General features: G+C 63.2%; 8 protein-coding genes. 5 read left to right on the forward strand and 3 right to left on the reverse strand.

Annotation, left to right across the window (positions count from 1 at the left end):
* Positions 1-119: 119 nt before the first annotated feature.
* The 4 genes from gspE to H096_RS21990 all read left to right on the forward strand — a co-directional run bounded on the left by gspE (position 120) and on the right by H096_RS21990 (position 16519).
* Complete coding sequence (gspE, locus tag H096_RS21975) at positions 120-1538, forward strand: type II secretion system ATPase GspE (protein WP_033901448.1); 1419 nt, start codon at positions 120-122, stop codon at positions 1536-1538.
* Positions 1538-2749, forward strand: coding sequence for a type II secretion system inner membrane protein GspF (gspF, locus tag H096_RS21980; protein WP_033901449.1), 1212 nt, complete (start codon positions 1538-1540; stop codon positions 2747-2749). The genes gspE and gspF overlap by 1 nt, the downstream gene beginning before the upstream one ends.
* 336 nt (positions 2750-3085) lie before the next feature.
* Positions 3086-4276: a substrate-binding domain-containing protein gene (locus H096_RS21985; RefSeq protein WP_033901450.1), complete on the forward strand. Its 1191-nt coding sequence runs from the start codon at positions 3086-3088 to the stop codon at positions 4274-4276.
* Positions 4277-4480: 204 nt separating this feature from the next.
* On the forward strand, positions 4481-16519 hold the full coding sequence (locus H096_RS21990; protein ID WP_033901451.1) for a filamentous haemagglutinin family protein: 12039 nt from the start codon (positions 4481-4483) through the stop codon (positions 16517-16519).
* Between the two features lie 67 nt (positions 16520-16586).
* Here H096_RS21990 and H096_RS21995 read toward each other — a convergent pair whose 3' ends face one another.
* From H096_RS21995 to H096_RS22005, 3 genes are all read right to left on the reverse strand, one after another.
* Entirely contained in the window at positions 16587-18173 is a 1587-nt protein-coding gene (locus H096_RS21995) for a hypothetical protein (protein ID WP_082461751.1), read from the reverse strand.
* A gap of 67 nt (positions 18174-18240) precedes the next feature.
* Positions 18241-19974 carry a hypothetical protein gene (locus H096_RS22000; protein ID WP_033901452.1) on the reverse strand — a complete coding sequence of 578 codons (1734 nt, stop codon included), beginning with the start codon at positions 19972-19974 and terminating at the stop codon, positions 18241-18243.
* On the reverse strand, positions 19971-21764 hold the full coding sequence (locus H096_RS22005) for a tyrosinase family protein (RefSeq protein ID WP_033901453.1): 1794 nt from the start codon (positions 21762-21764) through the stop codon (positions 19971-19973). The genes H096_RS22000 and H096_RS22005 overlap by 4 nt, the downstream gene beginning before the upstream one ends.
* Positions 21765-21922: 158 nt before the next feature.
* On the opposite strand from H096_RS22005, the gene H096_RS22010 reads away from it, so the two are divergent.
* Complete coding sequence (locus tag H096_RS22010; RefSeq protein ID WP_033901455.1) at positions 21923-22387, forward strand: Lrp/AsnC family transcriptional regulator; 465 nt, start codon at positions 21923-21925, stop codon at positions 22385-22387.
* The last annotated feature ends 122 nt before the right edge of the window (positions 22388-22509 follow it).

The raw sequence follows: 22509 nt of genomic DNA on the forward strand, positions 1-22509 counted from the left end.
GGGGCAAGAGCCCTTTGGTTACTTTGGGGCTTTTCCAAAGTGACCCGCTGTAAGAGCGGAACCAATAGCCGCCGTTACCCAAAAAACGGATATGTACACCCACAACCAGGGCAAAACTCATGAGCCTATTGCCCTACGCTTGGGCCAAATCCCAACGCATCCTCCTACGCCCCACCGAAGCCGGCCACCTACTAACCGTGTGCCCCTCGACCCCCGGCTGGTCCATCAGCGAAGTCCACCGCCAATTCGGCCAATCCCACATCGAACACGTGCGCGACGACGAACTCGACGGCCTGCTCACCAGCGCCTACGCCGACACCGGCAGTGCCGCCGCCGTAGTGGGCGCCGCCGAAAACGAAGTCGACCTCGACCGCCTCATGCAAGACATGCCCGAAATCACCGACCTGCTCGACACCCAGGACGGTGCCCCGGTGATCCGCATGATCAACGCCTTGCTCACCCAAGCCGCCCGCGACGAAGCCAGCGACATCCACATCGAGCCCTACGAAACCCACTCCGTGGTGCGCTACCGCGTCGACGGCACCCTGCGTGACGTGGTCTCGCCGCGCAAGGCCCTGCATGGCGCGCTGGTCTCACGGATCAAGATCATGGCCCAACTCGATATCGCCGAAAAACGCCTGCCCCAGGACGGCCGTATCGCCCTGCGCGTAGCCGGGCGGCCCATCGACATTCGCGTGTCCACGGTGCCCACCGGCCATGGCGAACGCGTCGTCATGCGCCTGCTGGACAAACAAGCCGGGCGCCTGCAGCTGGAAACCCTGGGCATGGAACCGCAATTGCTGGCACGCCTGGACACGCTGATCCGCCAACCCCACGGCATCGTGCTGGTCACCGGCCCCACCGGCAGTGGCAAGACCACCAGCCTGTACGCCGCCCTGGCGCGGCTGGATGCGAGCACCAGCAACATCCTCACCGTGGAAGACCCGGTGGAATACGACCTGCCGGGCATCAGCCAGATCCAGGTCAACGCCAAGATCGACATGACCTTCGGCCTGGCCCTGCGGGCGATCCTGCGCCAGGACCCGGACATCATCATGATCGGTGAAATCCGTGACTTGGAGACCGCGCAAATCGCCGTACAGGCCTCGCTCACCGGCCACCTGGTGCTGGCGACCTTGCACACCAACGATGCGGTGTCGGCGGTCAACCGGCTGATCGATATGGGCGTCGAACCGTTCCTGTTGGCCTCGTCGTTGCTCGGTGTATTGGCCCAGCGCCTGGTGCGTCGCCTGTGCCCGCACTGCAAGCAGGAAGACCCGGCCGCACCGGGCACGTGGCGTCCGGTCGGGTGTGCGCAGTGCAACCAGATCGGCTACAGCGGCCGAACCGGTATCCATGAATTGTTTTGCGTCGATGACGATGTGCGCAGCCTGATCCACCAGGGCGCCAACGAGCAGGACCTGCGCCTGGCCGCGCGCCGAGCCGGGATGTTCAGCATGCGTGAAGACGGCGAGCGCTGGGTGCGCAGCGGCGCCACAGCGCCCGAAGAAATCCTGCGTGTGACACGGGACGCCTGATGAATCGCTATCGTTATGAAGCCGCCGATGCCAGCGGCAAAGTCGAGGCTGGGCACGTGGAGGCCGACAGCCAGAGCGCGGCGTTTGCCAACCTGCGTAGCCGGGGTTTGACGGCATTGCTGGTGCAGATCGAAGGCGGCCAGCAGACGGCGGCTGGCAGCAGCCTGTTCACCGCCAAACTATCGGACAACGACCTGGCGTGGGCCACGCGGCAACTGGCGAGCCTGTTGGGCGCGAGCCTGCCGTTGGAAGCCGCCTTGAGTGCCACGGTGGAGCAGGCCGAGAAAAAACACATCGCCCAGACCCTTGCCGCTGTGCGCGCCGACGTACGCGGCGGCATGCGTCTGGCGGACGCGTTGGCGGCGCGGCCGAGGGATTTTCCGTCGATCTACCGCGCGTTGATTGCGGCGGGGGAGGAGTCCGGCGACCTGGCCCAGGTGATGGAGCGCCTGGCTGACTATATCGAGGAACGCAATAACCTGCGCGGCAAGATCCTCACCGCGTTCATCTACCCCGGCGTGGTGGGGCTGGTGTCCATCGGCATTGTGATTTTCCTGCTGAGCTACGTGGTGCCGCAGGTGGTCAGTGCGTTTTCCCAGGCGCGTCAGGATTTGCCGGGTTTGACCCTGGCGATGCTCAACGCCAGTGACTTTATTCGCGCCTGGGGCTGGCTGTGTTTTGCCGGGATCGTTGGCGGCTTCTGGAGCTGGCGCTTGTATTTGCGTAACCCGGTGGCGCGCTTGAATTGGCATAGCCGCGTCTTGGGGTTGCCGCTGATCGGTCGTTTTGTGCTGGGCCTGAACACCGCGCGGTTTGCCTCGACCCTGGCGATTCTCGGCGGTGCCGGGGTGCCGTTGTTGCGCGCCCTGGAAGCGGCGCGGCAGACCCTGTCCAATGATCGCCTGAGCCAGTGCGTCAACGACGCCACTGCCAAGGTGCGCGAGGGCGTCAACCTGGCCCCGGCGTTGGCGGTGGAGAAAGTGTTCCCGCCGGTGCTGATCCACCTGATCGCCAGCGGCGAGAAAACCGGCTCGCTGCCACCGATGCTGGAGCGTGCGGCGCAGACGTTGTCGCGGGATATTGAGCGAAGGGCCATGGGCATGACCGCGTTGCTGGAGCCGCTGATGATCGTGGTGATGGGCGCTGTGGTGCTGGTGATTGTCATGGCGGTGCTGTTGCCGATCATTGAAATCAATCAACTGGTCACCTAGCTCACCCGACCGACCTCGGGTTCCTCATTCCGTCATCTTTCTTGCGCGTCACACGGCCCGCGCTGTCTCCAGCCCAGGGCCCTCGACCGTTGCTGAAACCTTGCTGTCACCTGCGCCCAAACCGCTCAAAACCATGACCAAAACACCCGAGAATCTTTTTAAAAATCAAGGTGTTCCTCCCGAGGTTTTTTCCCACAGCTGTCATCGGAAACTGCGACTTTCTCTCCATGGTTTTCACCCCCAGCCACCCCCGCAATACGGCTTGGGACCGAAGCCATGGCGTCATGCAAGAGCCATCTACCCCAAACGTACAAACACGACGAAAGGAGATTCTTCATGTTTAAGCGCAACGTTCTCGCGGTATCCATGACCCTCGCTGCACTGTGCTCGGCACAGGCTGCATTCGCTGACGTAAACGGCGGCGGCGCAACTCTGCCACAACCGCTGTACCAGACTGCCGGCGTACTCACTGCCGGTTTCGCCCCTTACATCGGCGTGGGCAGCGGCAACGGCAAGGCTGCCTTCCTGAACAACGACTACACCAAGTTCGTGGCTGGCGTGACTAACAAGAACGTGCACTGGGCTGGCAGCGATTCGAAGCTGACCGCGACTGAACTGTCGACCTACGCCTCTGCCAAGCAACCTACCTGGGGCAAGCTGATCCAGGTGCCTTCGGTGGCCACGTCGGTTGCCATTCCGTTCAACAAGGCTGGCGATGCCAACGTTGACCTGAGCGTCCAGGAACTGTGCGGCGTGTTCTCCGGCCGTATCACTGACTGGAGCGAAATCTCCGGCGCCGACCGTACCGGCCCGATCACTGTGGTTTACCGCAGCGAAAGCAGCGGCACAACTGAGCTGTTCACCCGCTTCCTCAATGCCAAGTGCACCGAGGCTGGCGCCTTCGCTATCACCACTTCGTTCGGTTCCAGCTACGCCGGCGGCCTGCCTGCAGGTGCTGTATCGGCTACCGGTAGCCAGGGTGTGATGACTGCCCTGGCCGCCAGCGACGGCCGCATCACCTACATGAGCCCTGACTACGCTGCTTCCACCTTGGCAGGCCTGGACGACGCCACCAAGGTTGCTCGCGTAGGTAAAGACGAAGAAAACGGCATCGAAGGTGTGTCGCCAGCGCCTGATAACGTTTCGGCAGCCATCGGCCTGGTACAGGTGCCTGCCACCAGCCCTACCAGCATCCGCGCCAACCAGGACAATTGGGTTCCGGTGTTCGGTAAAGCGGGTACCGCCGGCGTTGTGGCTTACCCGACTTCGGGTTACCCAATCCTCGGTTTCACCAACCTGATCTTCAGCCAGTGCTACGCCAACGCCGGCCAGACCACCCAAGTGCGTGATTTCTTCACCAAGCACTTCGGCGCAACCGCCAACAACGACGCCGCCATTTCGGCCAACCGTTTCGTGCCACTGCCAGCTAACTGGAAAACCGCCATCACCGACACTTTCCTGACTGCCAGCAGCGACCTGAGCATCGGCAACACCAACATCTGCAACGGCAAAGGTCGTCCGCTGTAACCCAAGTTTTCACCGACCTGTAACACCCGATCAGCAACGGCCTGTGCCGTTGCTGATTTTTGCGTTTGTGTCGTTTTGTCCCGCGTTACCAGCCGGATGTGAACTTTCCATGACAGAAGTTCAGTCGCGCCCCTCGCCAACCGCCTAACCCTCATACGTGAGGTTGTCTTGCCCCTGGGCTAAAACAAAGAAGGAAGATTCCAGATGGTCCGCTGCAAATCACCGGTAAACCTGAAAGCCCAAGCGACTGTCCTGCGCCTCAAGCCGTTGGCCCATGCCATTGCGCTGTTGATGGTGGCGGGTAATGCCCAGGCGGCCACAGCGTTCAGTTCCGGCTGGTTTGCCGACAAGGGCGCGTCCCAGGCGGCCACGGCGGCGCGCACTGGCGCGGGCCAGGTGCCGGGGATTCCATCGTTGAACCAGCAGGCGCGGGTCAAGCAGCAGTTGTCGCGCTCCATCAGCACCTTGAACACCAGCGTCGCGGCGATTGCGGCCCAGCAGGCTGCGCAAGCGGCGGGGCGCCAGGCGGCGTTCGGCCAGGTCTCGAATATTCCCGATGGCCTGGGCAAGGGTGGCCTGCAAGTGGACAACGGCCTGACCCAGGGTTGGACCAACGCCAAGGGCCCGACCCAGAGCCAGTCCGGTGGCAAGACCACGGTGACCATCGAGCAGACCGCTGATAAGGCGATCCTCAACTGGGAGACGTTCAACGTCGGGCGCAACACCACCGTGGATTTCCAGCAGCAGTCCAGTTGGGCGGTGCTCAACCGCGTCAACGACCCCAACGCGCGGCCCAGCGAGATCCAGGGCCAGATCAATGGCGCCGGTACGGTGATGATCATGAACCGCAACGGCGTGGTATTCAGCGGCACCAGCCAGGTCAACGTGCGTAACCTGGTGGCGGCGGCAGCGACCATCACCGACGAACAGTTCACCCAGCGCGGCCTCTACGTCGACGCTAACGGCAGCCAGCCGACCTTCACCGATGCGGTAGGCAAAGTCGAGGTGCAACGCGGCGCCGTGATCCAGACCCGTAACCCGGCCACGTCTACCGAAGCGGGCGGCTACGCCTTGCTGCTGGGCGCGGAAGTGGAAAACGCCGGCACTATCATCACCGCCAAGGGCCAGACCACCCTGGCCGCCGGTGACAGCTTCTACATTCGCAAGGGCGTCGGCACCACCGGCAACGACCGCTCCACCACGCGCGGCAACGAGGTGGCGACCAGTCTCAACGCCGGCAGCAGCGCCGGCAAAGTCACCAACAGCGGTCTGATCATGGCCTCCACCGGCGACATCACCCTGACCGGACATCAGGTGCAACAAAACGGCGTGGCCCTGGCTAGCACCTCGGTGGACACACGCGGCACGATTCACCTGCTCAACTCCGCCACCGACAGCACCGGCAGCGTGACCCTGGGCGAGGGCAGCACCACCGCGATCCTGCTGGACAGCAGTGGCAGCACCGCGCTCAACGGGCAGAAGGACAACGGCCTGCTCAAGCTCGACGGCACGCCCGCGAACCTGATCACCGGCCAGTTCAATAACCTCAGCGCCGTGGCGGACCGCACTGACCAGTCACGCATCGAGATCGTCAGCGGCGGTACGGTTGACTTCCAGAAAGGCTCGATCACCCTCGCCACCGGCGGCCAGGTGGCGGTCAGTGCAACCGGGCGCAGCCTGGTGCGCGATGGCGCGATGATCGATGTGTCGGGTGCGGTCGGCGTCAAGGTGTCGATGGAATCCAACAACATCAAGATCAACGTGCAGGGCAACGAGCAGCGCGATGCACCGGTCAACCGAGACGGCGGGCAACTGATCAACAACGATGTGTGGGTGGACCTGCGTGAGCTGGTGTTTGTACCAGCGGGCACCAACGGCTATGCGACGGATCGTTGGTACACCGCTGGCGGCCTGCTGGAGGTGGGTGGCTACCTCGGCACCCAGGGCCACTCGGTCGGCGAATGGATGGCCCAGGGCGGTACCGTGACCTTTACCGGCAACGATGTGGTGACCCAGCAGGGCGCGCAGATCAACCTGTCCGGCGGCACCGTGGATGTGCAGGCCGGTTATATCCAGCAGACCTGGCTCAAGGGCCCGAATGGCCGGTTGTATGAACTGTCCAAGGCGCCGGGCGACATCCTCTACTCGGGGTTGTACAAAGGCTATGAAGACAACAGCGTGCGCTGGGGCCAAACCGAGTATTACTACAACCCGCTGATTGCGCCGCAACGTCGTTATGAGGCCGGCTACACCGTGGGCCGCGACGCCGGCAAGCTGGTGATAGGCACCTCCAGCGCGGTGCTGGAAGGCCAGGTGATCAGTGATGTGTTCCAGGGCGACCGCCAGACCCAGGCGCCGAACATCAACCTTGACGGTTACCAGCAATCCCAGAGAGCCATGGCCCGGCGGGCGCAGTTGATCATCGGCCAGTACATTCCGATCTACAACAAGACCACCGGCACCTTGCGCTATGCCCTCAGCGGCACCGCCGACCAGGTGCTGATCGATAGTAATACGCAGAAAATCGCCGACGGTCTGGACCTCACCACCGCCTTGCCGGCGGACCGCCAAGGCAAGATGGTGCTCGACAGTGACCAGCTCAACGGTTACCAGTTGGGTGCGATCAAGGTCGGCGCCACGCAGCAGATCACCGTCAACGGCGCGCTCAAGGTGGCGGACGGCGGTGATATCACCCTGTTTGGACCTAGGGTTGATATCAATGCGAACCTGACCGCCCATGGCGGCAGTCTCAATGCGGGCAATATCCTCGGCCAGGTCAACCCGCTCAAGGGCGGGGCCGTTGAGGATGCCATCGTGGCGGGGGCGGGCACTGTCAACCTCGCCAGCGGCGTTAAACTGGACGCCAGCGGGCGCTGGAACAACCTGCCACTGAACCCTGCCGATACCGGCGGCGTGGCCTATGTCAATGGCGGCAAAATATCGCTGCGTGGCACCGGCAATGTGAACCTGGCAGACGGCAGTGTGGTAGACGCTTCTTCCGGCGCTACCCTTGGTGTGGATGGCAAGCTCATCGGCGGCAAAGGCGGAGACGTGACCTTGGCGTCCCTCGCTGCATTGGCGCTAGGCGGTGAGATTCGCGGCTACGGCGTCACGGGCGGCGGCACCCTGGCGTTGCAGGCGCGCAAGGTACAGATCGGCGACAGTGCCACGGTGCCCGCCGCCGACACCTTGAAACTGGCCGGGGATTTTTTCAACAAGGGCTTCTCCGCCTACGACATCACCGGCAACGAAGGGCTGCTGGTCACCGATGGTACCCAGGTGGATGTGACCACACCGGTCTACCGTTTGGGCCAGCAGACGTCATCCACACCGAGTGGCACCGATCCGGCAACGGCCCTGGAGCGCTGGACACCGGCGCTTTACCAGGAAGACCCGGTCAAGAGCGTGCTGACCCAGCGTCGCGGTGCCAGCCTGACCTTGACTGCCGGCCATCGCGATTCAACAGCCGCCGAACTGGCAACCACCGCCCTGAGCGTGGGCAAGGGCGCGGTCATCAACGTCGACCCCGGCCAGGGCATTAACCTGCGCAGCGTCGGCCAACTGACCCTGGACGGTACCCTCAATGCCTGGGGCGGCAGCGTCAGCCTCGGCGGTTTGACGGTGCAGGCTTCCGAGGCGGTCAACGCCGCTGGCCATGGCCGCTCGATCTGGGTGGGCGAGAACGCCCTGATCGACGTCGCCTCCCGCGTGTTCACGGCGGTGAACAATCGTGGCGGTGTCTACGGCCAGGTGCGCAATGGCGGCAAGATCAGCATCGGCGGCGACATCGACCTGGCCACCGGCATTGCCAAGGCCAGCGACTTGTTTGTGGTGGTGCGCGACGGCGCACGCCTGGATGCGTCCGGTACCCAGGCGGCGCTGGATGTTCCAGGCCAGGGTCGGGTGCAGGTGGCCAGCAATGGCGGCAGCATCAGCTTCGCGTCCAACAACGGCCTGTATTTGGACGGCAGCTTCTTCGCCCGTGCCGGTGGCGCCGGTGCGGCGGGGGGCAGTTTGTCCGTGGCCCTGGAAAGTCCTTACTATGCCAAGAATGCGGTCACCGACCGCGTGCTTACCCTTCGCGAACTGGTACTGAGCCAAACCCACCAGGGCAGCACATTGCCGGACACTGCCGACGCGGCGGCCGCCAGCCTGGAATATGGCCATGGTCGCCTTGGGGTGGACCAGGTCAGCGCTGGCGGTTTCGACAACCTCGCTGTGTTGAGCGACGGAATGCTGGGCTTCGACGGTGACGTATCCCTGAAAATGGGCCAGAGCCTGCGCCTCTACAGCGGCGCCATGGGCCTGACAGAGCAGGCTGCGGCCAACTCACGTATCAACCTGTCGGCGCCGTACCTGTTACTGGCGGGCATCCTTGAGCCGCTGGAAGCCAAGGACCAGTATCTGCACCCGGTATTGACCACCGGCATGTCGCAGCGCACGAGCCAAGCGCTGTTTGCGGCAAACGCTAACCTGATCGATGTGCGCGGCAATGTCCTGTTCGGCAATAACAGTAACCTACCGCTGAGCGACACCAGCCTGGTCAACGTCGACCGTCGCGGGTTCGATGATGTGCAACTGACCAGCCAGGGCGACCTGCGCTTTCTGGCCGGAGCGGGGGCGGATGTGATCGCCACAGGTATCAGTACGCAACTGATGACCCAGGGGGACATGACGCTGCGCGCGGCGCAGTTGTATCCAGCGACGGAAGTCGGGGCGCGGGTATTGGCGGGCTACCTGAGTGGCGACCCCACTGGAGGCTTCTCCTACGATCCAACCCGTACTTTGACCATCGCTCACGCCGGGAATGGCAACGCTGCCATACCGTACTCGGCGTTCGGCCGCTTGCTATTGGGCGGCCCCACTGTCAAGCAGGGTGGGGTGGTACGTGCGCCGTTGGGATTGATCGAAATCGGCAATCGGGGGACCAGCAAGGTCGAACTGTTGCCCGGCAGCCTCACCTCGGTGAGCGCAAAGGGCCTGGTACTGCCTTACGGCGGGACGACCGATGGCCAGATCTATCAGTACAACGGCAAGACCGTCACCTTTCTTGGCCAGGGCGGCAAACTGAACGCGAACGCTGGCCTGAGCGTCGGTGTGATCATGGGCGGGCAGTCAGTGGCGGTGCTACCTGACGCCACCCTGGATCTGTCCGGCGGTGGCGAACTGCTCGGCGCCGGGTTTGTCTCCGGGCGTGGTGGCTCTACGGACGCCCGCTACAACCCGTTGGTGCAGTTCGGTGCCAACGGCGGGTTTGTGCTGCCGGGGCTGGCGACCAACCCGATCTATGCGATTGTGCCTGGCGCGCAACCGGGCTACGCGCCGGTGGCGCCCGAAGGCGGCGCAGTCGACCCGCTGATCGGCCAGCAAATCACGATAGGCGCAGGCGTGCCTGGGCTGGCGGCGGGTACCTATACCTTGATGCCGTCCACCTATGCCTTGATGCCGGGGGCTTTCCGAGTAGAAATCAACGGCCTGGCCGGCGTCGGCAGTGAAGGCTTGGCCCAGGCCATGCGCAACGGCTCCTGGTCGACGGCGGGGCGTCTGTCTATCGCCAATACCGGGATCGCCAACAGCATCGCGAGCCAAGTGATCCTGACGTCCGCCGATACGTTGCGCCGCTACTCCCAGTACAACGAAACCGGCTATGCGCAATTCGCCATGGCCGATGCCGCCAGGCTCGGTGTGCCACGGCCATTGTTGCCGGTGGATGCCAAGACCTTGCAATTGGCCCTGCAAGCTGGTGCGGGCGCAGATGCGTTTTCGTTCCAGGGCGTCGGGCGCTTTGAAGCCGCCACGGGCGGTTTCGGCGGCACCGTGTCGGTGATGAACACAGGCTCAATTGGCAAGGACATCGAAATCGTCGGGCCAGGCAAGCAGGTTAGCAACGGGTTCAGCGGCGTCACCCTAGATGCGGAAAGCCTCAATGCATTGGGAGCTGCCCGCTTGATGATCGGCGGGATGACTGTCGTCGTTTACGGTCAGGGTGGTAACTACGTTGAAGTGGCCGGCGGCACCACGGGCGCCCTTATCCTACGCGACGGTGCGACCTTGGCGGCGCCGGAGGTGTTCCTGGTGGCCTCCAGCGGATCCATCGTGGTGGAGCAGGGCGCTTCGATCAATACCATCGGACGTGGCAAGGCCAGTTATGACGCGCGCGATGGCTTTGTCTACAACCTGGCCAACGTGTTGGCGGTGTCCAATGGCTTGCTCAATGTGGTTGCCAAGACGCAACCGCTGGCGGGTAAGGGTATCCAGATCGGGGTCTGCAACAGTGCGCCCTGCAGTGGGCAAACGGCTCTGTATTCAGAAGGCAGTATCGTCGCCTTGACCGACAGCACCCTGCAAATGAGTGACCAGGTGCGCTACGGCACCCGCCACCTCAACCTGGGGTTGACCAGTATCAACGTCGGCAGCCCGCAAGCCTTGGCAGATGCGGCGGCGGCCAATCGTCTGCCAGCGGGCCTGGTCCTCACCCAAGACGTGCTCAACCGCCTGCTGCGCGGCGATACCCAATTTGGCGCACCGGCTCTGGAAACCTTGCAGTTGTCGGCACGGGACAGCTTCAACTTCTATGGCACCACGACCCTGGACACCTATGACGCAGTTACCGGCAAGTCGCTGCTGAACAACCTGATGCTCTCCACACCAGCGATTTACGGTTCTGGAGGCGCCAGTGATGTGGCGACCATCCGCACTGCCAACTTGATCTGGCAAGGCGCCGAGGCCCTGCCTGGCACGGTGGTGGCGGGCGGTGCGGGCACTGGCAACGGGCGCCTGGATATCAACGCCGAGCGCATCGAATTCGGCTATGGCGCGTTTGCCCAGAGCAGCACGGCGGCGACGTTGGACCGTCTGGCCCTGGGCTTTGCCAACGTCAACCTCAAGGCCAGTGATCGCATCACGGCCAATCACAAGGGCAGCCTCTCGGTGTACCAAAGCCAGGGCGCCTTTGACAAAGTCAAGGGCTTTGCCTACAGCGGCGGCAACCTGAATATCCTGACCCCGTTGATGACGGGTGAGGCCGGCTCGGTGAACAAAATCACCGCCGGTGGTGCGATTGATATCAGTGCTTCGGCCGGCCCGGTGGGCAAGGTGGAGGGCCTGGGGGGCGAGTTGTCCTTGCAGGGCGATAGCCTGCGAGTGGCCAGCGCGGTGGTACTGCCCAGCGGCAAAGTCACCTTGGGCGCCCGTGGTGATGTAGTGCTGACCGATACCGCATCGATTGATGTGTCCGGCCGGGACATTGCGTTCAATGATCTGACCAAATACAGCGCCGGCGGCGACGTGTTGCTGGAAAGCCGCGAGGGCAATGTGCTGCAGGCGGCGGGTTCGACCATCGACCTGTCGGCCAAGTACAACCAGGCAGGCAAACTGCGCGCCGTGGCTGTCGGTGGCGCGGCCGGCACCGTCGACCTCGCGGGCAAGATCCTTGGCAGCAGCAGCGGTTACTACGATGCCGGCGGCACCCTGGTGCCGTACCAGGCAGGTGCGGTGGAGGTCCAGGCCCAGCACTTGGGGGGGAGTGGCAGCTTGAGCGACCAATTCGCCGCCCTCAACCAGCGCCTCAACCAAGGCCAGGTGTACGGTGCGCGCAGTTTCCAACTCAAGCAGGGCGACTTGATCATCGGTAACGACGTCAAGGCCAACACCGTGAATGTCTCGGTGGACAATGGCAGTCTGCGCGTGACCGGCCGGGTGGACGCCAGCGGCGAGCGCGTCGGCAATATCAACCTGGCCGGCAAGAACGGCCTGACCCTGGATGGCAGCGCTGTGCTCGACGCCCATGGCACGCAATTACGCGTGGACAGCTATGGCAAGATCATCGACTCGCCGAACCGCGCCACTGTGGTCCTGGGTTCCGGCACCGGCCAGCTGACCCTGGCCGATGGCATGCGCATCGACGTGCGCCATGGCACCGAAACCGCCACCGGCAATGACGGGCGCAATCGCGGCACGCTGGAGCTGAATGCACCGCGCCTGGGCGCCAACGACATTGCGATCGACGCCAGCGGCAACCTGACGATCGTGGGCGCGCGCTCGATCAACCTCAACGGCATGGTCACCTACGACGACGCGCCAACCAAGACTAATCCGACTGCCAGCGGCAAGCCGTATCAGGAAATCACCCAGGATTACTTGAATGACATCCATGGGCTGAGCACGACATTCATCACTGAGGCGTTGAAAAACACAAACTTGTTGCAAAACAAGCTGGCCGGCCTGAACAACGCCACTTACGGCGATACCTTCCACCTGCGCCCTGGCGTTGAAATCATCAGCAAAACCCCGGATGGCGACCTGGTGGTGCAGGGTGACCTGAACCTGTCCGGCTATCGCTACGCCAGCCTCACGTCGCCGACCCATGCAGTGACCGAGGCCGGCAGCCTGACCTTGCGTGCCGGCGGTGACCTGAATATCTACGGCAGCATCAACGACGGTTTTGCAGAGCCTGGGGCGACTCCGGATGACAAAGGCTGGGTGCTGCGTGCCGGCATCGACTACACCGGCGGTACGATCACGGTGCCGGGTGACGGCGTGACCCTGGCGGACGGCACCACGTTCCCTGGCGGCACGATTCTCAACTTCGACCTGCCGATCAAGGCCCGCAGCCTGCCTATCGGTACGCGGTTGCCGGTGGCGGTGACGCTCAATTCGACGTTGGCACTGCCGGCCGGTACGGTACTGGCGGGTGCTGTACGTAATGCCGCGGGCACTGTGTTGTACCCGGCGGGCACGATATTGACCGCACGCGTGAGCTTACCGAGCGGCAGCATCCTGGATGCCGGTACGGTGTTGGTGAGTCTCACCAGTGTGCGGGTGATGACTTGGCCGGCAGGCGTGCCGTTACCGGGGAAACTGGGCAGCGCCGCGACGGTGACCCTCAGTGGTGCCAAGCTGCTGCCGCGTGGGGCGCTGTTGCCAGTGGGCACCAACGTCAAGTTGCCGGGTGGCGTCGCGTCGGTAGACCTGCGTGCGGGGGGGCAGGGCAAGCTTTGGGCAGTGGCGCCGATGTTGCCAGAGGGTTCGCAGTCTTGGTCGATGCGTCTGGTGGCCGGGGCCGATACCCAGGCGGCGGACAGCCGCCTGCTGCAGCCCCATCCACAGGCAGGCAATCTGCGCCTGGCGGACAGTCACTCGTCAGTCAATAACCTGGTGGCGGGCGGCAGCCCGCGTTTCAGCGTGATCCGCACTGGCGCGGCGGACCTCGAATTGCTGGCCGGGGGCGACCTGAGCATGGATTCGTTGTTTGGCGTCTATACCGCCGGCAGCTCCGCCGCGAGTGCGTCCAGCGAATGGTTCCCGGAAGGCGGGGGGAATTTGTTGGTGAAGACGGGCGGCAACCTGACGGGGAACATCACCAGTGAGGCTGGGGATCTGGGGCGTCCGGTCGCGGGTGATGTGGGTTATGACTCCGCCAACGTAGGCGCTTGGTTGTGGCGTCAAGGCAACGGCCTGTCGGGTAGCCAGGCCAAGGCAACCGCCTGGTGGATCAACTTTGGCGCTTATACCCCTAACTATGTATTGAACAATGCGCCTGATCACATGCTCGGTTTCACCGGGTTCGGCACGCTGGGCGGGGGTAACCTGAATGTCGACGTCGGCGGCGATGCCGGGATCATCAGGCCACTGGCCACGGGTTTTGTACCTGTGAACGTCAACGCCCGTAGCCAAGGTTTGGTGCTGGCGGTGGGCAGCACTGGCCGTGTCGCGGCGGATGGCAGCCTGCAGCTCACCGGGGGTGGCGATCTGAATGTTCGGGTAGGTGGGGCCGTGAACCCAGGCAGTCAAATCACAACGGGCCATCTCAACGGCGCGGTGGTGGATCTGCGCGGGCATGTTCAATTGACGGGCGGTGCCCTGGGTAGCCTGACCTTGCGTTATGGCAACCAGCCCCAGAATCAGAGCCCCAGTGAGACACGCGCCTATGATTCGATACGCTCAACCTCTGCCACGGCGGCCGGGGGGTGGAGTTTGATGCCGGGTGACGCGACCTTCAGCCTGGCCACTCGCGGTGATCTGGTGTTGCAGGATGTCGCGGATCCGGGGCGTGCGCCACAGATGAATACGTGGGCGTATGACAACAATGGGGTCATGGGGGTGGGGCAGACATGGTTCAGCCTGTGGACCCCTGGCACTGCAATCGACCTGTTCTCCGCGGGTGGCAATCTCACGCCGCTGACCGACACCACTGAATCGGATATGGCTGCGGTGTATCCCGCCACATTACGCGCGGTAGCCGCCAACGGCAGCCTGTATTACGGGCGTGCCTCGGCCTTCAACACCAGTCCTCCACCTCCGCTCAAAGCGCTGGTGTTGGCGCCGTCTGCGCAGGGTCAACTGCAGCTGTTGGCGGGGGACTCTATCTATGGCGGTGACTTGACCATCAGCCGCTCCAGCGCCGCTGCGGATACCCTGGCGACGATTCTGCGCCCAGCGTTCCAAGGGTACGTAAAAAACCCTGTGTCCGGCGTTTATCGTCTTGTGGACGGTAATGCTTCCACGGATGCTGTTCGCGCCGAACTGGGTGGCATTGCGCCTCTGTTTGCTTTCGGTGCAAATACTGCCAGCACCTCATGGGGAGATGCCTTGGAGCCCGCGCGTTTCTATGCCTTGACCGGTGACCTGCTGGGTGTCAACAGCGGGCGTTCGATCACCATTACTACCTCGACTGACCCGCGTTTTGGGCAGACCTATCATGAAGGTGCAGGTGCGGTGTGGATGTCGGCCGGGCGAGACATCGTCGGCAGTGGTACACGATTGAGCGGTGCCAGCGGTGGTGACGCGGGGGCTGTCGAATACAGCATCGTCGGTAATCTGTTCATGCACAACGGACCCACCGATGTTTCCATCGTCAGCGCCGGCCGCGACATTCTCTTCAGCAGCTTTAACGTCGCAGGGCCGGGCACCCTGGAAGTCAGTGCCGGCCGCAATATCCTGATGGACGACAAAGTCGGCATTACCAGCCTCGGCGCGGTGGCCGCAGGCGATAACCGCCCTGGCGCCAGTATCGTGATGCAAGCCGGTGTAGGCCCCAACGGCCCGGATTACCTTCGTTTCGTCGAGGCCTACCTGAACCCGGTCAACCTGGCGCAGCCGGGCGAGTCGCTCCAGGGCAGCAAGGTGGCCAAGACCTACGAAAACGAGCTGGTCGGCTGGTTGGCCGAGCGCTTCGGTTTTGTCGGCGACACCACTCAGGCCCGCGCTTACTACACGGCGCTGCCGGCTGAACAGCAACGGGTGTTTGCCCGCGATGTGTACTTCGCTGAACTCAAGGCCGCTGGCCGTGAGTACAACCAGGAGGGCAGCGTGCGCCAGGGCAGTTACTTGCGTGGCCGCGAGGCGATTGCAGCGCTGTTCCCGGACAAGGACGTGGCCGGCAACCCGGTCACCTACAAAGGCGACATCACAATGTTCGGCGGCGCGGGCGTGCACACCAACTTCGGTGGCTCGATCCAGATGCTCACCCCCGGCGGCAGCCAGACGTTCGGCATCGAAGGCACGGCGCCGCCGTCGACAGCAGGTGTGATCACCCAGGGCGCGGGGGACATCCAGCTGTATTCCCTGGGCAGCATCCTGCTCGGCCAGAGCCGCATCATGACCACCTTTGGCGGTTCGATCATGGGCTGGACCGCCGAGGGCGACATCAACGCCGGTCGCGGCTCCAAGACCACCGTGGTCTACACGCCGCCCAAGCGTGTCTATGACAACTGGGGCAACGTCGGCCTGTCGCCATCGGTGCCGAGCACCGGTGCGGGGATCGCCACGCTCAACCCGATTCCGGAAGTGCCGGCGGGGGACATCGACCTGATCGCGCCGCTGGGCACCATCGATGCGGGCGAGGCGGGCATTCGTGTGTCGGGCAACGTCAACATCGCCGCCTTGCGTGTGGTGAACGCGGCGAACATCCAGACTCAGGGCAAGTCGTCCGGGGTGCCGGTGTCTGCGGCGGTCAACACCAACGCCATGAGTTCGGCCAGCGCGGCCGGGGCGGCGGCGTCCCAGGCGGCGGAAGACGCGGCGCGCAGCCAGCAGGCAGCGGCCAAGCAGGGCCGGCCGTCGATCATGACGGTTGAGGTGTTGAGCCTCGGCAGCGAGCCATTGCCACAGGAGCCTGCACCGGCGCAGAAAACCTCTGGCTACAACCCCAACAGCCCAGTGCAGGTACTGGGCGCGGGGCCGCTGAGTGAACAGGCGCGGGCGCGGCTGACGGATGAGGAGCGTAAGCAGATCAGCCTGTAAGACTTTGGAAAGGACCTCTCGTTGTACTGTTCGGGGCGATCACTGATCGCCCCTTTTTTTGCCTCGGCTACGGATTGTCCTTGAGGGTCTTGAACGCCTCGATGCGTTTGATCAGGCGCGTATTTTTCGCGGAGTCGGCATTGCCGAACAGGAACGAGAAATCCGACGCCAGTTTGGACCCGCCGGCAATCGTCGCGTACTGATGGCAGTCGTTGCAGTTGTCGCTCTGCACATAGGTTTCCATCGTGGTGTTGGCGACGACGACACTCTGGTCGCTGACAAACGGCCCATAGGACAGCGGCACCTTCACGTTGGGCCCAGGGCCTGGATCGTTGGGCGCGTTGGGCGTCTTGGACCACAGCACATTCACCAGTTTGTAGTACTGGAACACCGACTGGCCCTGGGTCTTCTGCGCGAAAGTCTGCTGCACCGCCGTGTTCAGCGCTTGCATGTCCTGGGGCGTGGCATTGACCCGCGTGGCCTGCACCGGCTGATCAAGGGGCGTGCAGTTGGGCGGTGTGTGGGTGGCATCGCACTGCACCCGTGCGACGTTGGGCGTGCACGTGTCACCGGTGCAGGCCGGGTTGTTGAAGCTGTAGCCGCCGGGCGGGGTGGCGCCGCCGTCGGGCACGTTGTCGACCTGCTCGAAGGTGGTCCAGATGAAGTTCGGCTGGGTCTGGGTCTTGTTGATGATGTGCAGGCCCACCAGGCCCACTACTTCCTGGGTGCATTGCAGCGTATCCGGGCGTTGCAGCCAGGCGACGGTGGTCAGGTAACGCCCGTACAGCTCGGGTTTGTTGGTGAGTACGCGCCAGGCCGCTTTGAGTTCCAGGGCGCCGAGTTCTTCCTGGGGCAGCGCCTGGGCCGGCAGCTCGCGCACCAGTTTGCCGGCCGGCAGTGACAGGCCGGCCGGGTGCCGGTTGTCGCTGTTCTGCGCAACGATCAGTTGGTTGGCGGCGTCGTACAGCCCGTTGTCGACGATGTAGTCGAACTCGGCCTTGCCGACCTTGCGCTCGAAAAACACCAGGTTGCCCGACTGGTCCGTGAGCCAGCCGCCGGAAGCCTCCATGATCGAATCCGGCAAGGTCACCTGGGTGCCGCTGGACAAGTGGAAGCGGTGTTTGCGGTTGATCGCGCTTTCGGAGGTGGCCGTAATGAATTTACGCGCGCCCGTGGAAAACGCCTTGAGGTTGCCGGTGGCGGTGCAATTGGACGGCACCCGGGTTTCCACGCCCCAGCCGGAGGGCTTGGGCGCCCCGGGCAGGAAGATCTCGCTGGCATCCTTGTAGCTGGCCCACACCGGGGCATTGCTCATGGGCTGGCCGGGCGTTGGCGGCACGCCGAACTGGGCCGCGGTGCTTTGCGTGTCCGGCTCCCCGGCCAGGCTCGGGTTGGCTGGCCAGCCGGGGTTGACCGGCCAGTTCATGGCGATGAACAACTGCCAGCCGAAACAGTTGAGAAAGTCCTGCTCGGTGCCGAAGTTGTTCACCGGCAGGAAGCCGCCGCTGGTGGGGTCGAACACCAACTGACTGACGCAGCTCTGGGCATCTGACGCCGCGCTGACCGGTGCGGGTGCGAAGGGGAGAAGGGCGCAGGTGATCCAGCACAACACATTCAAGCGTGCCCGGCGCAGCGGGCGAAGCCATCCGTTCATGGTCGCATTCCTTGCTCAAGACTCAAGAGGCGGCCGCCCACGCCAGGCATGGGCGGCCGGCAGGCACTCAGGCGACGGGCACCAGCGCCAGGCCACTTTCCCATGGGTGCTGGGTGGCGCTGGGGTTGGCGGCTTCGCTGGGGTTCAGCGCGCGCACGCTGACCAGTCCCGGCGCCGCGTTGCTGCTGACGGTGACGGTCATGATGTAGCCCTGGGTGCCGCCGCTGTCGGTCTGCCCAGGAATCGCCGAAGCATCCGGCAGAAACTGCGTGACCTGGGCCGTGATGCCTGGGTTGGAGAACTGCACCCGTGCATCCTCCGCCGTGGTGTTCGGGTCGGCGCCTTGCACCACCAGCACGAACTGGCCTGAGCTGCCGGGCGCAAAGCTGGCCGGCAAGTCGCTGGGGGATTGGCCGTAGAACAGGTCAATCGGCAGCAACTGCACGGGCCAGGGTTGCGCATCGGTATTGTTGGCCGCCACGCAATCGCACTCCTTGGGTGTGCCGCTGAGCGGTGCCGGGGTGACGCTCAAGGCCACATTCAGCTCGTTGGCGATCACCCACACGTAGTCAATCGGCGTGCCGTTGATGGTGATGTCATTGATCGAGAACCCCGCGCTGGCCGGCACCTCGAACACCGCCTGCAGGATCTGGTCGGAGTTGTTCGGCCCGGTGCCGGCGGTGCCACGGGTGATGCGCCAGTAGCTGCTCACGTTCTGGCCTTGCGGGCCTTTCCAGGTGCTGAAGGACTTGGGTTGTTGCAGGTACAGGCCGATGGGGTTGGTCAAGGAAATCAGGGCTTTCACGGCTTCCTGGTTGGCGGAATAACCGATATGCGGATCGGAGTTGCGGTAGTTCTGCCCGTACTGGGCGCAGCAGATCAGGCTTTGCTGGTTACGGCTGCTGTTGAGCGGGCGCAAGATAGTCGCCGCCGCTGCCAGGTAGATTTCGGCACTCAAGGTATTGGGGCCGGAGGTCAGGTGCATCGCGCCGCCCGATACGCCGGGAATACGCACGGTGCCGGAATTCCATTTGTTCACGGTGTCGTAGGCGGGCTGGCCGGTGGTGGGGTCAAGCACCGGGTCACCGGCCTTGCCGGTCGGGCCGTTGGCGGTATAGCGCAGGTACAGGTCTTCGATCTTCACTTGTGGGTCGACATAGGCTTTGTACAGCCCCAGCACGGCCTGCGGGTCGATGTTCCACATGGTCAGGAAATACGCCGGGTTCTCGCTGGTGAACATGATGCTGCGCATGTTGCCGTCGGGGTCGCGGGTGATCGACCACTCGCAGTATTCATCCAGCCAGCCCCTTGGGCCCGAAGGTGAAAAGTCGGCGTAGGGGCCGTTCCAGTTGATGGACTTGCACAGCACGCTGGGGATCTGCAGTTGGGTCGCCTTCGGGTCCGGGTAGAGCGAATACAGGGTGTTGTTGAGGGTGATCTGGCCGTGATCGGTCAACTGCATCACCTGGTCCAGGGTCATGGCCTTGCCACCCAGTTGCGGGACCACGGCGGCGCCATTGTTATAGAAAAACGTCCACAGCCGGTTGGGGAAGGGCTGCCAGGTGATGGTCACTGGCGTCTGTGTGCCGTAGCCGCTTTCGATCGGGTTGTAGTAGCCCGAGCGTGGTGCGTCGTTGAGGTTGGACCAGGGGTTGCCGATCACCGACATCTGGGTCCAGCCGGTGACGTTGTTGTTCCAGTCGGTTTCGAAGGTCGGCAACTGGTTTTCCAGGCCTAGCTTGTTGTAGTCCTTGGGGGCTTGTTCGGCCGGGGAGGTGAATTGGGTGAAGGGCGTGCTCATGTCGGTTCTCCAGCATTGGCGGTGGTGGAAGTGGAGCAGCAACCGGCACCCGGAGCGGGCCCGGCAGAGGTTTGGCGTGGGTCGTCCCACACCAGTTGCGCGATAAAGCCAGGCAGGGGCGCGTATGCATCGGGCGTCAATACCTGGCCAGTATCGGGATGGGTCACGATCAGCGATAACTGCGCTGTATCGCTCGGTTTAAGGTTCAGCGCCTGGGCGTTGCGCGCGGCATTCAGTGCGCGGGAGACGCCCTGGGTGATACAGCGGCCCTTGTCGTCCACCAGGCCCATGCCGATGCGGCTGAAGCGTCCGACGTAATGCGGGTTGTCGGTATTGGCGTGTTGCGCCGTGGCGTCCGGTTGGTTGAGGAAAACGTCGATCAGGTAAGTGTCGTGGGTGCAGCGCACGTGATCGAACACCACCCAGGGGCCGGTGATGGCAGCCTTTTGCTGATGGCAGCACGCAGCCTTGGCTGCGCCGAACTGCGGGGCCACCGGGGTGCCGTAGTCGTAGCCGATGTGCCGGCTGTCCTGGGCCATGTCACCCAGAGTGGTGTAGCGCCAGGCGTCGGCGCTGGTGAAGCTCACCTCAGCCGCCTGATGGCCAGCGAAGGGCTGCAACAGGCATTGGGTGGTGTACTGCGCCGCCGGGTTGGCGCGGATCCAGACTTCCAGCATGCGGTCAATATTGGCGTGGTAGGAGCAGAACACCGGGTCGAACGCGGTGTAGGCGTTGTCGGCCATGTCACCACCGATCCAGCCGTGGTAGTTATCGTGGGGCTGCTCGTAGAGCCCGTCGAAATTCAGCGCGCGGTTGGGATACAGGTCATTCGGTTGCGGCGGGTCGAAGCTGGTGATGTTGGCCCAGGGGTAACCCGGCACCCCTTGGGGCTGGCTGAACGTGGTGAACGTGAGCGCATCGACCACCTGCTGCTGGAAGATCCGGCTCATGCCATACAGTTGGGTGCGCTCGAAACGAAAGGCCTCGCCCTGGGTATAGAACAGCGGGTTGCGCTGCACATACAGGCAATCCACGTCCCCGACCGGCGCGGTGGCGCACACCTTGGAACAGCCGTCCTTGGCCGCCGCATAACGCAACGGGTTGCGCCGCACTTCGCCGGTCTGCGGGTGCACATAGGTTTCATCAAGGAACGCCTGGGGCAGACCGGCCTGGGGGCTGCCGTCGATGCTGGCGTCGGCGGCCATCCAGTCCCAGTAAGGGATCGCGCAGTCGATCAACGCTTCGAGGTACAGCAGATAGGCGCGATGCCACAGGGCGAAGGCTTCCTGGTAATGCAGGCACCAGTTGGTATGGATGTAGGCGTAACGCTGCCAGGGCGAACCGCTGTCGGGGTCGCTGATGCGCATCACGTCATCCAGTTTGGCGCGGTACAGGTTCAGTTCGTCGGCGCTCAGCGAGCGGATGTCCTGGCGTACGCGCTTGACCGGGTGCGGCAGCGCTGGTGGCGGGATGCGCTCGGCCAGGTCAAACGGCGAGATGCTGTCCAGCCGCCAACCCTGGTTGACCCACAGGCGGAAGGTTTCCAGGGCATCGATGGGCCAGAACTGCTGTTGGTCGCTGGTCAGCGGCATGTTGCGCGAGGCGAGGTGCTGGTAGATGGTTTCCGACCAGGTCTTGACTGACGCCGGGTCTTCCAGGAACACATCGTAGGCATTCATGCAGCCGATCCAAGTGGCCGCAACGGCGGCGCGCTGGCTGGCGGGTATCCAGTAGGGTGCGCTGAAAAGTCCTTGGATATCAGCGGTCCATGTCGGTTTCGCGACTATCATAAGATCCCTCTCATGCCGCCTTGAGGCCAGGTGTTGGCCAGGCTGCTAAGCTGAATCGATGTTAACTAGCCACTGCGCAGGATTTGTGCAAATTGGCCCGTCAATGCGACGGATTCATTGCAATTTTCAAGGACGATTTAGAACCGATGACAGACGCCATGGATTTGAAGATCCTGGGCAAGTTGCAAAAGGATTGCGACCAGAGCCTGGAGTTGTTGAGCGACAGTGTGGGGCTGTCTTCCACCAGTTGTTACCGGCGGATTCGCCGGATGGAGAGCGTGGGGATTATCAAGGCGAAAGTGGCGGTCTTGGATGAGCGCAAGTTGGGGATCCAGGTGACGGCGTTTTTCCTGATCAAGCTGGACAGGGACAGCAATGATATTGATCGCAGGATGCAGCACATACTTTCTGGTCATCCGGAGATTCAGGACTGCTACTTGATGACGGGGGAGTTTGATTTTGTGATGGTGGCGAAGTTTCGGGATGCTGCTGAATATACTGAGTATATCTATCGGTTTTTGGAGACTTATCGGGATATTCCGATTCGGACTTATTCTTCTACGTTGGTGGTTCGGACGGTTAAGAAGTCTTATGAGTTGCCGTTGCAGGGGGTGGGGTTTTGATTGAGTACATATCCGTTATTTGAGTGATGGCCACTATTGGTTCCGCTCTTACAGCGGGTCACTTTTGAAAAGCGCAAAAGTAACCATGGACTTGTTCCCTCAAAACGTACGCCATGAAGCGA

Source organism: Pseudomonas sp. FH1 (assembly GCF_000510895.2).
Taxonomy (GTDB): Bacteria; Pseudomonadota; Gammaproteobacteria; order Pseudomonadales; family Pseudomonadaceae; genus Aquipseudomonas; species Aquipseudomonas azotoformans_A.